Below are 12357 nucleotides of genomic sequence, written 5' to 3' on the forward strand. Positions count from 1 at the left end.
AACGCCTGTTATACCGCAGGCGCCGCAATAATCTGTTTGGCGTGGGCAAGGGCGCTTTCCAGCGGCCTTGCGCTACGCGTAATTTTGGCCTGCAGGTTGGCCCCGAGCCACAGGGAATACAGCACCTGCGACAGGGTCATGGCCTCGCCGTCAAACGCCAGACTGCCTTCCTGACGTCCTTTCTCCAGCGCGTCGCCCAGCAGGGCGATAATCTGACTGGCACCATGGTCCATGGCGGTACGCATATCTTCCGACAGGTCGCAAACCTCTGCCGACAACTTGACGGTAAGACAGCCGCTAATAATCCCCTGCTGGCAGAACTGATTCAGCGTGTGCTGATAATAAGCCAGCAGGCGGTCACGATAGTTGCCGTCGCCATGATCGAAGTGGTCGACCAGGCGCTGCAGATATCCGGTGTAGTGATGTTCGAGCAGCGCGACGCCGAAGGCTTCTTTAGAGCGGAAGTAATGGTAGAAAGAGCCCTTAGGCACTTCCGCCGTCTTCAGAAGTTCGCTCAAGCCCATTCCGGTAAAACCGCGATGCATGCAGAGCTGCTCGCCGGTGACCAGGATATGTTCTCGGGTATCGCATTCGCTGTGTCTGTTCATGGAGCACACTGTAGTAGACCGATTGGTCTAATGCAAGCGTCGGCGGAAAAATGTTAGCTGGCGCAGCACGTAGTGAACAAAATTTGCGTCGGCGCGGGGAAACGTCTTCAATGAAAGGAGACGAGGGGACAGGAGGCGTGTGGTGGCAGAGCAGTTAGAGTTTTTCCCGGTGCAGAGCCCGTGCCGGGGAATATGTCAGACCGACGAGCGCGGCTACTGTCGCGGCTGTTTCCGCAGCCGTGAGGAACGTTTTAACTGGCAAACGATGAGCGATGCGCAGAAACAGGAGGTGTTGCGTCTCTGCCGCCAACGGCTGCTGCGCAAAATACGCGCGAACAAGCCGGAACCGGCGGAAGAACCGCAGCAACCCTCACTGTTTTAAACCAAAAAGTACGTATACTCAGTACACTTTTTTATTGAGGAAGCGGTTATGGTTCAGCGTATTGCTATGGCTCCCCAGGGGCCGGAATTTTCGCGTTTTGTGATGGGCTACTGGCGTCTGATGGACTGGAAAATGTCGCCAGGCGAGCTGGTCAGCTTTATTGAACAGCATCTCGATTTAGGCGTAACCACTGTCGATCACGCCGATATCTATGGCGATTATCAGTGTGAGGCTGCCTTTGGCGAAGCGCTGAAGCTGGCGCCGCATCTGCGTAATCGCATGGAAATTGTCAGCAAATGCGGCATCGCCACCCGGGCGCGGGCTGAAAACACCATCGGCCACTATATCACCGACCGCGACCACATCGTGCTGAGCGCTGAGCAATCGCTGCGTAATCTGGCGACGGACCATCTCGATCTGCTGCTGATCCATCGGCCGGATCCGCTAATGAATGCCGATGAAGTGGCTGAGGCGTTCCTCGCGCTGCATCACAGCGGAAAAGTGCGCCACTTTGGCGTATCGAACTTTACCCCAGCCCAGTTCACTCTTCTGCAGTCGCGCCTGCCGTTTACCCTGGCCACCAATCAGGTCGAAATCTCGCCGGTGCATCAGCCGCTGTTGCTCGACGGCACGCTCGATCAGCTGCAGCAGCTGCGTATTCGTCCGATGGCGTGGTCCTGCCTTGGCGGCGGACGCCTGTTCAATGAAGAGGGCTTCCAGCCGCTGCGCGATGAGCTGGCGCAGGTAGCGCATGAGCTCAATGCCGACAGCATCGAGCAGGTGGTCTACGCCTGGATATTGCGTCTGCCCTCGCAGCCGCTGCCGATTATCGGCTCGGGCAAAATCGAACGCGTGCGTTCCGCGATCGTGGCCGAAAAACTTAGCATGACCCGTCAGCAGTGGTTCCGTATCCGCAAAGCCGCGCTCGGTTACGACGTACCGTAACGGGCATTTCGCCTCCGGAAAGGCGTTCCTGGTTTACACTTAACAGGGAGACAGCCATCCGGAGGTGTTATGCAACGATGTATTCTCGCGATCTTATCCCTCGCATTTTGCGCTGGCGCACAGGCCGTCAGTGAAGATGTTCAACTTAATCTCGTGACCCCCCAGGGCGTCGGGCAGTCCATCGGCAGTGTAAAAATCACCGAAACCGACCGCGGCCTCGAGTTCGCCCCCGAACTGCGGGCATTGCCGCCGGGCAAGCACGGCTTTCATATTCATGCCGAAGGCAGCTGCCAGCCGGCGATGAAAGAGGGCAAAGCGGTGGCCGCCGGGGCGGCGGGCGGACATTATGACCCGCAACATACCGGGAAACACGAAGGGCCGCTGGGCACCGGGCATCTTGGCGATCTGCCTCTGCTGGTGGTCAACGACGCGGGCGTGGCCGACCAGCCAATTATTGCCCCACGTCTGAAAACGCTGAATGAGGTGAAGGGGAAAGCGCTGATGGTCCACGTGGGCGGCGATAATATGGCCGACAACCCGCAGCCGCTGGGCGGCGGCGGCGAGCGGTTTGCCTGCGGGGTGATTAAGTAGTTCCTTCGCCAATCGTGCCGGCGATCGGGGCCTGTTCCAGCTGTGACAGGGCGCAATACAGTCGCCAGATTGCGGCGGCCAGCTCCCGGGCCGCTGGCTGATGATGGTGGTTCAGGACGTCGCAGATCCGCAGCAGCTCCTGCAGGGTGGAGGCCAGCGGGCGCTGCTGCACGCCGCGCTCGCTCATCACATCGCGCAGCAAATTGATGCACAGGTCGCGCACCTGGGCGAGGGGATCGGAGCGGGTTTCCCATTCCCGAAGCTGCCAGACGACGTGCGAGCAGTTGAGCAACACCACCCCCCAACGTAGTAGCCAGCGCCGTGCCAGGGCATCTTTACTCTGACTGAGCTGGCTGACATGGTGGTACACCAGCGATTCAAATTCATGTTCGCTGTGCTGGGGATGGCGGCTGAGCTGATCGACAAAGTGACGCCGTAACGCTCTGATATGGCGCCGTCCTTTACGGGCGTCTGAGCCCGGGCTGAGCACCGCAAAAGCCAGCCAGGCAAAGCCCACGCCGACAATCTTGCTTAAGTTATCATTGAAAAAAGCCGCATAGTCGTACACCGGCGGATTGGTGACGGAGATAAACGAGCCCATAAACACGATAAGCTGTCCCCACAGGCCGGCATATTTGGGCCACTGTAGCTTGAGCAACTGCATGGTGGTCAGCAGCGGGAACAGAAATAGCAGAAACTGCCACAGGTCGGTTATCTGCACCATCAGGCCGAACTTCACCACAAAACTGAACAGCGACAGCAGCACCAGGGTCTGCATCAGCAGCGTCAGCGATCGAAACGGCGAAGCCGAGACCGAATAGAGCACGCAGCAGATGGAGGCCAGGGTCAGGGCAGCCGCGCAGCTGGTCCACTGGGTGCTGATCCCCCATGCGCCAATCGCCACCAGCGCGCAAAAAGTACGGATGCCATTGAGCAAGGCCTCTGCCTGGTCGGTGTGGCGGGCCAGGGCTGGCGCCGAAGGTACGTTGAACTCGGCGATCGCCGACGCATTCTCTACCCGGCGGATCCAGCGACTGCTTTCCAGATAAATGCGACAGAAATAGCGCAGTCGCGCCCAAAAGGCGATATGACGGTAATCGGCCTCCGGCGGCGGCGCCAGAGGCGCCAGAATGCGGGCGACATGATAGCTGTCAGCATGGGGAGCAGCGAGTTCAGCAAGCAGCGACTCCAGCACCTGACGAGTGTTCGCCGGCGCGTCCGGCCAGTTCAGCAACATACGTCGCAGACTGGAAATGACGCTGGTCATTCGGAGCTGCTGATGCAGCAGGTAGTTCAGCAGGGGATTCTGCCGACGGAAGCGGTAGTGACTCCAGAAGGCCTGGATGCGCAGCAGGTTCATGGTGAGGATCTGACCAATCACGCTTTCGTGAGCGGTGCGGATGGCATCCGTCGTCTCCGGCACCCACAGCAGGCTGGCGTGCTCCAGCAGCCGGGCGTGCATGGTTTTCAGGGCCGTCAGCAGGTTGCTGCCGTCGGAGGTGCTGGGCAGGATCATCATCATGAGTCCGCCGCAGAGGATCCCAACGATGACTTCGCAGACGCGCGACTGGGCGATCACCCAAAGTTCGTAGCTGTCGCTGATGTTAATCACCGGAAACGCGATGATGGCGCAGGTATAGCCGGCAAGCTGAAAGGCGTAGGCCACGTTGTTGGTGAACAGCGCGCAGGCCCAGGTGCACAGCGCCAGCCAGCCGGAAATACTGAACAGAAACAGCCAGGGATCGTTCAGCGTATGGCCCGCCAGCAGCAAGGCGGCGCAGGCGCCGAGCAGGCTGCCGGCGATGCGGCCAAAGCTTTTACTGATCACGCCGCCGACGGTGGGAAAGCTGACCACCGCCGCGGACGTCATCGCCCAGTAGGGCTCATCAAGATCCAGCGCATAGGCGATACTCAGCGCAAGACACATCGCGATGCCGTTGCGCAATGCGTACCGCCACTGCGGCCGGGTGGCTTTAACCCAGGGGAGTGCGCGCCACGACAGGGTCTGCAGGTTCATTACTGCCCGCCAATTGAGACAGTGCAGGTGGTGCCGGAGACCAGGGTGACATCGGCCGGCAGCGTATCAAAGGCAATTCGCACCGGAACGCGTTGGGCGAGACGAACCCAGGGGATATTTGGTTTGATGTTGGCCACCAGCCCGGTTCCCTGTTCCACGCTCTGGTCGACAATCGCGCGGCCGATGCTCGCGACATGGCCCTTTAGCGTCTGCTGATTGCTATAGAGAATAATTTGTGCCGGATCGCCGATGCGAATGTGGCGCAGTTTGGTCTCTTCGAAGTAGCCCAGTACGTAAAACGAATGGCTGTCCACCAGGGCAAAGACCGGATGGCCGGTGGTAGCGTAATCACCGACGCGGGTGGAAAGGTTGGTCACCCAGCCGTCCACTGGCGCTTTGACCGTTGTTTGGCTTAGCTGCCATTGCGCATGTTTCAGCATCGCTTCGCTGACGCCCAGTCCCGCTCTGGCGGCCGCCAGGTTGGTGGTGGCCGTATTCAGCGCGGTGTTGACGTTCTCAAGATCTTCAGCCGAGATCGCATTCTGCGACAGGTTGCGACGACGACGTGCCTCGCTGGCGGCCTTCGTTTGCTCAGCCTGCGCTTTCGCCACCTCGGCTTGCGCTTTCGCCTGCTGCGCCTGGGCGTTCAGCACGGCGATACGGTAGGGGGTGTCGTCGATAGTGAACAGAACATCCCCGGCGTTGACCCGTTGGTTGTCCGTCACGTTCAACTGCAGAATGCTACCGGAGACCTGAGGGGTGATCCCGACCTGCTCTGCACGCACTTTGCCGTCGCGGGTCCAGGGGGACTGGGTGTAGAAATTCCATAACAGCCATGCGGCGATCAGGGCGATGGCCGCAACCAACAGCGTTGACAGATATTTTAGTTTTTTCATAGCAAGGAGATCACCAGGCAATCAGTAACACCAGGGCCAGACAGACCGAGAGCGCGAACAGCGAGAGATCCATCAGCAGGGGATGCCAGATGTCGCCGGCATACATCCAGTCACGCAGCTGACGATGTAAAAACAACCAGATAAAAAAACCTAATAAGACGGCTTTGAACAGCGGAGGGAAATAGACGGACGCGCCGAACACCAGGTCCTGCAGCGGCAATCCGGATGTGTTAAGACTCAGTTTCACAAGCAAAAATCCTTTGCCATTACAGGGGTAACCTCAGAGCGTGCTACGCTATAACAGTGTAAATCATTGTTTTGGTTTTTGTTGAATCAAGTAATTCATTTGTTTTGATAATTCAAATGCTGCACACTATTCTAAAATCAGTATAATAACTTAGCAAGCTAATTATAAGGAGATGAAATTGGAATCGCCACTTGGTTCTGATCTGGCACGTTTAGTCCGCGTTTGGCGCGCGCTAATCGACCATCGCCTGAAACCTCTGGAGTTAACGCAGACTCACTGGGTCACGCTGCATAACATCCACCAGCTGCCGCCTGAGCAGTCGCAGATCCAGCTGGCGAAAGCCATCGGCATTGAACAGCCGTCGCTGGTGCGCACGCTCGATCAGCTGGAGGAGAAAGGGCTTATTTCTCGCCAGACCTGTTCAAGCGACCGGCGGGCCAAACGCATCAAGCTCACTGAAAAAGCTGAACCGTTGATCAATGAGATGGAAGAGGTGATAGGCAAGACCCGCGATGAAATCCTGTCGGGGGTGTCAAAGCAGGAAGTGGAAACGTTGCTCCACTTAATTCGTAAACTTGAACAAAATATCCTCGATCTCCAGGCAAAAGATTAATTTTTTAGCGGCCCGGGTTGCCCCGGGCCGTTTTTTTTAGTCGCCAGGGTGACGCCAGACCACCACCCGATTACGCCCGCTGTTTTTCGCTTCATACATGGCCGCATCTGCGCGCTCGACGCACGTTTCTGCGCTCACGCTTCTATCGCGCGTCGTATACAACCCCATACTGATGGTCATTCGCTCCGGCAGAGGGTGTTGCTCAGCGTTGACGGCCAGGCGGATACGCTCGGCGATCGCCAGGGCGTCTTTCTCGGCGGTGTTGACCAGCAGCAGGGCAAACTCCTCACCGCCAATGCGGGCAGCAGCGTCATCCGCGCGCGAATGGTTCTCCAGTACCGAGGCGGCAAACTGGATCACCTTGTCGCCGGCGACGTGGCCATAGTTATCATTGATGCGTTTGAAATGATCGAGGTCACTGATAATCACTGACAGCGGATGCTGGGGGTTTACCTTCGCCAGCTGCTGGTTCAGGGTGTCGTAGAAGAAGCTGCGGTTATAAAGCCGGGTCAACGGGTCGCGAATCGAGTTCTGGTACGAGTTGACATACTTATGGTTAGACTCACGGTAGAGCATAAAGACGTCGACCAGCAGCACCAGAATCAGGAACAGGGTACAAAGCGTTTCGAAAAAACGCGCCTGGTACCAGGTCTGATCGAGGTCCCCGGCGGTGGAGACTAGCTGGAAGAGGGTGTAAAGATATGCGCTGCAAAAAAAAGCGCCGCTAAACCAGAAAATATTGCGTAATTTACTCAGGCTAATTAATAAAATAAGCGTGATAAACCAGATAGCCATCAGCAGCCAGCCGATAATACTTTGCCACAGTGGCGTGAAGGTATGGCTAAGATCGTCGATAAAATTGACGCTCAGCCACGGCGAGTGGCTGGAGTACACCCACGATAAAAAAATAATTGTTAATGTAAAAACGATACATGCCGCGAATGTAATTATGTGTGCTTTCAGCGAGTGCATGATGCGCTGGCGGAAGTAATACAAAACAATAGATGACATGAATAATACAGCCATCATTATATTGCGGAAGAAATAATAGATAACGGCGTCATTTTGATTAATGACCGGGGTCGTGCTGCAGGTAAGCCAGTCCGGATAGCTGCTGAGGGTTCCCAGCATCAGCAGCGCTGAACAGGCAAAGCCGAAAGCAACAGGTGTAAGGTACAGGCGGCGCTTGTTGCTCCAGTATTTCATGCCCATAAAACAGGCAATAGTAATATGAAAGACCATCAGAAAGCTGGTCAGTAGAGGAAATAATATTGATGAGGTAGTGCTGAAACTGGTATGAAAAAAAGCGGTCACTCCGGCAATGCCGAACCCGGCCAGTAAGCAAATAAAAACATATATAATAAAACGTTTAGCAACATGATTGACATGTTTGAGCATAGGCAAGATCCCAGAGAGAAAAGCAACAGCGACGTTCAGTCGACAAAGTATTATGACAATCTGAGAGTAGTGGGGGCGGTGAGATAAGATATTGCGCAGGCGCAATGATTGATGAACTACTTGAATATAATATATCTGATTGCTAATACGAATCTATTACGGTGGAATAACCGCGGCTGAAAAATACGATGCGGCGCAACGGGCCGCATCGCAAGGGGTGTTATCGAGGAGAAACGGTGACCTGGCTGCCGCTGCCGGCAATGGCGACGCGCTGACCCACAGAGAACGGCGTGCTGCCCTGTTTCTGCACCACCAGAATGGTGTTGCCATCATCCTTACGGATTTCCAGTTCTACGCCCTGGGTTTTGTTCATTGCACCCTGAACGCCCTGGCCTGCGACGCCGCCCGCGACCGCGCCAGCCGCGGTGGCAAGAGAGCGTCCGGTACCGCCGCCGATGGTGTTGCCGAGGAACCCGCCGAGCACTGCACCGCCAATGGCGCCGATGGCATTGCTGTCGTCGCCGCTCTGGATCTGCACGGCGCGCGTATGCACAATCGTACCGTAAGTTACGCTCTGCACCTGTTTGGCTTCAGATGCGGAATAAACGTCGCCGGACAGGCCGCTGCTGCTCACGCAGCCTGCGAGCGTAAAACCAATCATCGATACAGCCAAAACACGTAAAATCATTTATGAATCTCCTGTTCACCGAAGGTGTTCAATTGAACGTCCATACGGTTAATTATATGGCATTTAGTCGCCGGCGGGCATAGCTTCCGCCCTGACTATACAAAAAATAATAATTAATGATGCTTCAACCTAGACTAAACGCCGGTTCTTTACGGTGTTCTCTGAAATGTCGCTCTATTGTTAAAAAGTATTATAACAACATAGCATTAGCGGGCGCTTTATGGTGGAGTGAGGCGTATACGAGGGTCATGGAATGAAGGAAAAACGTATGAGATCGGGTCGCTTTATTGGCGTTATGTCCGGTACCAGCCTTGATGGTATCGATGTCGTATTGGCCGCCATCAACGAAAACATCGTGGCGCAGCAGGCCAGTCTCACCTGGCCCATACCACACCCAATAAAAGAAGAGATCCTCGCGATTTGCCAGGGCCAGTCGTTGACCCTCTCACAACTGGGGCGTCTGGACACTCGTCTGGGGCGGCTGTTTGCCGATGCCGTACTGGCGCTGATGCGCCAGGAAAATCTCAAGCCCACCGACGTTATCGCTATCGGCTGCCATGGACAGACCGTATGGCATGAACCGCAAGGCGACGCGCCGCACACGCTGCAAATCGGCGACAACAACCAGATCGCCGCGCATACCGGAGTCACGGTGGTGGGGGATTTTCGCCGGCGTGATATGGCGCTTGGCGGGCAGGGGGCGCCGTTGGTCCCGGCATTTCATCATGCGCTGCTGGCGCATCCCATTGAACGGCGGATGGTGCTGAATATCGGTGGCATCGCCAACGTGTCGCTGCTGGTGCCGGGGCAGCCGGTGCGCGGCTATGATACCGGGCCGGGAAATATGTTGCTGGACGCCTGGATCTGGCGTCAGCAGGGTAAACCGTATGATAAGGATGCCCAGTGGGCCAGCGAAGGTAAAGTGCTGCTGCCGCTGCTGCAGGACATGCTGAGCGATCCGTGGTTTGCTTTACCGGCGCCGAAAAGTACCGGTCGTGAATATTTCAATTACGGTTGGCTGGAAAAACATCTGGCCCGTTATTCGGGACTGCGTGGGCAGGATGTGCAGGCCACGCTGGCGGAATTAACCGCTGTGACCATCAGTGAGCAGGTATTGTTAAGCGGCGGCTGCGAGCGTTTGTTAGTGTGCGGCGGCGGCGCGCGTAACCCCTTGTTAATGGCGCGCCTGGCGGCACTGCTGCCGGGAACCGAAGTCTCCACCACCGATGAGGCGGGGATCAGCGGCGATGATATGGAGGCGCTGGCCTTTGCCTGGCTGGCCTGGCGCACGCTGGCTGGGCTGCCGGGTAATCTTCCCTCAGTGACCGGCGCCAGCGAAGCCACGGTGCTGGGCGCCATTTTCCCGGCTAACCCGCCGCAGAATCGGAGTTAACTGAAATCTTAAACACGGCGCGACCGGTAAACTGGACAAGTTAAGCGGAGGGCGGAGTGCCCTCCGTGACCGGGAAAGTCGAAGGCAAACGAATGAAAAAAATTCTTATCGCAGTTGTACCTTTTATGCTGGCGGGCTGTAGCTACTACAACCAGTTTGTCGAGCGGATGCAGACGGACACGCTGGAGTATCAATGCGACCAGAAACCGTTAACGGTCCATCGCAATAACACCCGCCAACAGGTGAGTTTTATCTATGATAATCAGCAACTGAATCTGGCTGAGGGGCTGTCGGCTTCGGGGGCGCGCTACACCGACGGCGTCTACGTCTTCTGGTCGAAGGGCGATACCGCTACCGTCTATAAACGCGATCGCATCATCCTCGATAACTGTCAGCTGCAGACGGCCAAACGTTGAGATTTCTGTCGGGGGGGCGCACAATAACGCCACCTTATGACTACATCCTCAATGGCCATGTCTGATAACGACGAACTCCAGCAAATCGCGCACTTGCGCCGTGAATATACCCGTGGCGGTTTGCGTCGCCACGATCTTCCTGCTGAACCCCTGCCGCTGTTTGAACGCTGGCTGCGTCAGGCCTGTGACGCGAAACTCGCAGACCCGACCGCGATGGTGGTTGCTACCGTTGATGAGCGCGGCCAACCTTACCAGCGTATTGTGCTGCTGAAGCATTACGATGAAAAAGGGCTGGTGTTTTATACCAACCTTGGCAGCCGCAAAGCCCATCAGATTGAAAAAAATCCCCAGGTGAGCCTGCTGTTTCCGTGGCATATGCTGGAGCGCCAGGTGATGGTGATCGGCAAAGCGGAGCGCTTGTCGACGCTGGAGGTGGTCAAATATTTCCACAGCCGTCCGCGCGATAGCCAAATCGGCGCCTGGGTCTCCCAGCAGTCCAGTCGCATTTCCGCCCGCGGGATCCTGGAGAGCAAATTCCTCGAGCTGAAGCAGAAATTCCAGCAGGGGGAAGTGCCGCTGCCGAGTTTCTGGGGCGGATTCCGCATCAGCGTCGAGCAGATGGAGTTCTGGCAGGGGGGCGAACATCGGCTGCATGACCGCTTTTTATACCAGCGTGATAATGGCGCCTGGAAAATAGACCGCCTGGCACCGTAAACGCCGAAATTAGTTATCGAAGCGCTGGCGCTGAAAGGGCCGGCGCTTTATTCTATGTACTTTTCGCATCTGGCGAAAAGTCGTGTACCGGCAGAGGTGCAGTCGTTTATACATGGAGAATTTGATGGCAAGCAGTAACTTGATTAAACAATTGCAAGAGCGGGGGCTGGTAGCCCAGGTGACGGACGAGGAAGCGTTAGCAGAGCGACTGGCGCAAGGCCCGATCGCGCTCTATTGCGGCTTCGATCCTACCGCTGACAGCTTGCATTTGGGGCATCTTGTTCCATTGTTATGCCTGAAACGCTTCCAGCAGGCAGGTCATAAACCTGTAGCGCTGGTGGGCGGCGCAACCGGTCTGATTGGCGACCCAAGCTTTAAAGCCGCTGAGCGTAAGCTAAATACCGAGGATACCGTGCAGGAGTGGGTGGATAAAATCCGCAAACAGGTGGCCCCGTTCCTTGATTTTGACTGTGGCGACAACTCGGCGATCGCGGCGAACAACTATGACTGGTTTGGCAGCATGAACGTGCTGACCTTCCTGCGCGATATCGGCAAACACTTCTCTGTTAACCAGATGATCAACAAAGAAGCGGTGAAGCAGCGTCTGAATCGTGACGATCAGGGTATCTCCTTTACCGAGTTCTCCTACAACCTGCTGCAAGGGTACGACTTTGCCTGCCTGAACAAGCTGCACGGCGTAGCGCTGCAGATCGGCGGCTCCGACCAGTGGGGCAACATCACCTCCGGTATCGATCTGACCCGTCGCCTGCACCAGAACCAGGTGTTTGGCCTGACGGTTCCGCTGATCACCAAAGCAGACGGCACCAAATTCGGTAAAACCGAAGGCGGCGCCGTGTGGCTGGATCCGAAGAAAACCAGTCCGTACAAATTCTACCAGTTCTGGATCAACACCGCGGATGCTGATGTCTATCGCTTCCTCAAGTTCTTCACCTTTATGGACATGGCGGAGATCAATGCTCTGGAAGAAGAAGACAAAAACAGCGGTAAAGCGCCGCGCGCCCAGTACGTGCTGGCAGAGCAGGTGACGCGCCTGGTCCACGGCGAAGAAGGCCTGGAAGCGGCGAAGCGCATTACCGAAAGCCTGTTCAACGGTAACCTGAGCGACCTGAGCGAAGCAGATTTCGAACAGCTGGCGCAGGATGGCGTGCCGATGATCGAAATGGAAAAAGGCGCCGATCTCCTGCAGGCGCTGGTGGATTCCGAGCTGCAGCCGTCCCGCGGTCAGGCGCGTAAAACCGTTGCCTCGAACGCGGTGACCATCAACGGTGAAAAACAGGCCGACCCGGAATATGTATTCAGCGACAGCGACCGTCTGTTCGGCCGCTACACCTTACTGCGTCGCGGTAAAAAGAATTACTGCCTGGTCTGCTGGAAATAAAAAATAAAACCAGGGCGTGGGAAACCACGCCCTTTTTCTTTTTAGGGTTG

Annotated in this window: 14 protein-coding genes; 8 read left to right on the top strand and 6 right to left on the bottom strand. The window is 56.4% G+C overall.

What is annotated here, in order from left to right; all coding sequences use genetic code 11:
• Positions 1 to 8: 8 nt before the first annotated feature.
• On the bottom strand, positions 9 to 608 hold the full coding sequence (locus tag FHW76_RS22085) for a TetR/AcrR family transcriptional regulator (RefSeq protein ID WP_008804625.1): 600 nt from the start codon (positions 606 to 608) through the stop codon (positions 9 to 11).
• A gap of 139 nt (positions 609 to 747) precedes the next feature.
• On the opposite strand from FHW76_RS22085, the gene FHW76_RS22090 reads away from it, so the two are divergent.
• From FHW76_RS22090 to sodC, 3 genes are all read left to right on the top strand, one after another.
• Positions 748 to 990: a DUF1289 domain-containing protein gene (locus tag FHW76_RS22090; RefSeq protein WP_008804626.1), complete on the top strand. Its 243-nt coding sequence runs from the start codon at positions 748 to 750 to the stop codon at positions 988 to 990.
• A 48-nt stretch (positions 991 to 1038) separates the two neighbouring features.
• Positions 1039 to 1935: an aldo/keto reductase family oxidoreductase gene (locus FHW76_RS22095; protein ID WP_008804627.1), complete on the top strand. Its 897-nt coding sequence runs from the start codon at positions 1039 to 1041 to the stop codon at positions 1933 to 1935.
• Positions 1936 to 2004: 69 nt separating this feature from the next.
• The gene (sodC, locus tag FHW76_RS22100) at positions 2005 to 2526 is read left to right on the top strand and encodes a superoxide dismutase [Cu-Zn] SodC (RefSeq protein WP_012541520.1); all 522 of its coding nucleotides are present in this window, start codon (positions 2005 to 2007) and stop codon (positions 2524 to 2526) included.
• Here the strand turns inward: sodC and FHW76_RS22105 are convergent.
• The 3 genes from FHW76_RS22105 to FHW76_RS22115 are packed head-to-tail and all read right to left on the bottom strand — an operon-like array spanning position 2519 to position 5686.
• The gene (locus FHW76_RS22105; RefSeq protein WP_183476996.1) at positions 2519 to 4543 is read right to left on the bottom strand and encodes an FUSC family protein; all 2025 of its coding nucleotides are present in this window, start codon (positions 4541 to 4543) and stop codon (positions 2519 to 2521) included. The genes sodC and FHW76_RS22105 overlap by 8 nt on opposite strands.
• The gene (locus FHW76_RS22110) at positions 4543 to 5439 is read right to left on the bottom strand and encodes an HlyD family secretion protein (RefSeq protein ID WP_117107025.1); all 897 of its coding nucleotides are present in this window, start codon (positions 5437 to 5439) and stop codon (positions 4543 to 4545) included. Before FHW76_RS22110 ends, FHW76_RS22105 begins: the two co-directional genes overlap by 1 nt.
• 10 nt (positions 5440 to 5449) lie before the next feature.
• Complete coding sequence (locus FHW76_RS22115; RefSeq protein ID WP_004143834.1) at positions 5450 to 5686, bottom strand: DUF1656 domain-containing protein; 237 nt, start codon at positions 5684 to 5686, stop codon at positions 5450 to 5452.
• 172 nt (positions 5687 to 5858) lie between these two features.
• Here FHW76_RS22115 and slyA point away from each other — a divergent pair, with 172 nt between their 5' ends.
• A complete protein-coding gene (gene slyA / locus FHW76_RS22120) occupies positions 5859 to 6299 on the top strand; it encodes a transcriptional regulator SlyA (protein WP_008804631.1) in 441 nt (146 codons plus the stop codon).
• A 36-nt stretch (positions 6300 to 6335) separates the two neighbouring features.
• Here the strand turns inward: slyA and FHW76_RS22125 are convergent, their stop codons facing one another.
• Together FHW76_RS22125 and slyB are read right to left on the bottom strand one after the other, a co-directional pair.
• Positions 6336 to 7697 (bottom strand): GGDEF domain-containing protein, encoded by a 1362-nt coding sequence (locus FHW76_RS22125; protein WP_023297739.1) that lies wholly within the window; start codon positions 7695 to 7697, stop codon positions 6336 to 6338.
• 220 nt (positions 7698 to 7917) lie between these two features.
• On the bottom strand, positions 7918 to 8385 hold the full coding sequence (slyB, locus tag FHW76_RS22130; RefSeq protein WP_008804633.1) for an outer membrane lipoprotein SlyB: 468 nt from the start codon (positions 8383 to 8385) through the stop codon (positions 7918 to 7920).
• 268 nt (positions 8386 to 8653) lie between these two features.
• Here slyB and anmK point away from each other — a divergent pair, with 268 nt between their 5' ends.
• From anmK to tyrS, 4 genes are all read left to right on the top strand, one after another.
• Complete coding sequence (gene anmK, locus FHW76_RS22135) at positions 8654 to 9778, top strand: anhydro-N-acetylmuramic acid kinase (protein ID WP_008804634.1); 1125 nt, start codon at positions 8654 to 8656, stop codon at positions 9776 to 9778.
• Positions 9779 to 9870: 92 nt separating this feature from the next.
• Complete coding sequence (gene mliC / locus FHW76_RS22140; RefSeq protein WP_032691200.1) at positions 9871 to 10194, top strand: C-type lysozyme inhibitor; 324 nt, start codon at positions 9871 to 9873, stop codon at positions 10192 to 10194.
• A gap of 57 nt (positions 10195 to 10251) precedes the next feature.
• Entirely contained in the window at positions 10252 to 10908 is a 657-nt protein-coding gene (gene pdxH / locus FHW76_RS22145; RefSeq protein WP_032700939.1) for a pyridoxamine 5'-phosphate oxidase, read from the top strand.
• Between the two features lie 124 nt (positions 10909 to 11032).
• On the top strand, positions 11033 to 12307 hold the full coding sequence (gene tyrS, locus FHW76_RS22150) for a tyrosine--tRNA ligase (RefSeq protein ID WP_012968045.1): 1275 nt from the start codon (positions 11033 to 11035) through the stop codon (positions 12305 to 12307).
• Positions 12308 to 12357 lie beyond the last annotated feature (50 nt).

The organism is Klebsiella sp. RC2 (genome assembly GCF_014192815.1).
In the GTDB taxonomy this organism is placed as follows: Bacteria; Pseudomonadota; Gammaproteobacteria; order Enterobacterales; family Enterobacteriaceae; genus Klebsiella; species Klebsiella variicola.

What these genes read in the sequence shown, in the direction of transcription:
- sodC (WP_012541520.1), top strand. Translation starts at nt 2,005, where the DNA reads ATGCAACGATGTATTCTCGCGATCTTATCCCTCGCATTTTGCGCTGGC.
- FHW76_RS22110 (WP_117107025.1), bottom strand. Translation starts at nt 5,439, where the DNA reads ATGAAAAAACTAAAATATCTGTCAACGCTGTTGGTTGCGGCCATCGCC.
- anmK (WP_008804634.1), top strand. Translation starts at nt 8,654, where the DNA reads ATGAGATCGGGTCGCTTTATTGGCGTTATGTCCGGTACCAGCCTTGAT.
- FHW76_RS22105 (WP_183476996.1), bottom strand. Translation starts at nt 4,543, where the DNA reads ATGAACCTGCAGACCCTGTCGTGGCGCGCACTCCCCTGGGTTAAAGCC.
- slyA (WP_008804631.1), top strand. Translation starts at nt 5,859, where the DNA reads ATGAAATTGGAATCGCCACTTGGTTCTGATCTGGCACGTTTAGTCCGC.
- pdxH (WP_032700939.1), top strand. Translation starts at nt 10,252, where the DNA reads ATGTCTGATAACGACGAACTCCAGCAAATCGCGCACTTGCGCCGTGAA.
- slyB (WP_008804633.1), bottom strand. Translation starts at nt 8,385, where the DNA reads ATGATTTTACGTGTTTTGGCTGTATCGATGATTGGTTTTACGCTCGCA.
- FHW76_RS22085 (WP_008804625.1), bottom strand. Translation starts at nt 608, where the DNA reads ATGAACAGACACAGCGAATGCGATACCCGAGAACATATCCTGGTCACC.
- tyrS (WP_012968045.1), top strand. Translation starts at nt 11,033, where the DNA reads ATGGCAAGCAGTAACTTGATTAAACAATTGCAAGAGCGGGGGCTGGTA.
- FHW76_RS22125 (WP_023297739.1), bottom strand. Translation starts at nt 7,697, where the DNA reads ATGCTCAAACATGTCAATCATGTTGCTAAACGTTTTATTATATATGTT.
- mliC (WP_032691200.1), top strand. Translation starts at nt 9,871, where the DNA reads ATGAAAAAAATTCTTATCGCAGTTGTACCTTTTATGCTGGCGGGCTGT.
- FHW76_RS22095 (WP_008804627.1), top strand. Translation starts at nt 1,039, where the DNA reads ATGGTTCAGCGTATTGCTATGGCTCCCCAGGGGCCGGAATTTTCGCGT.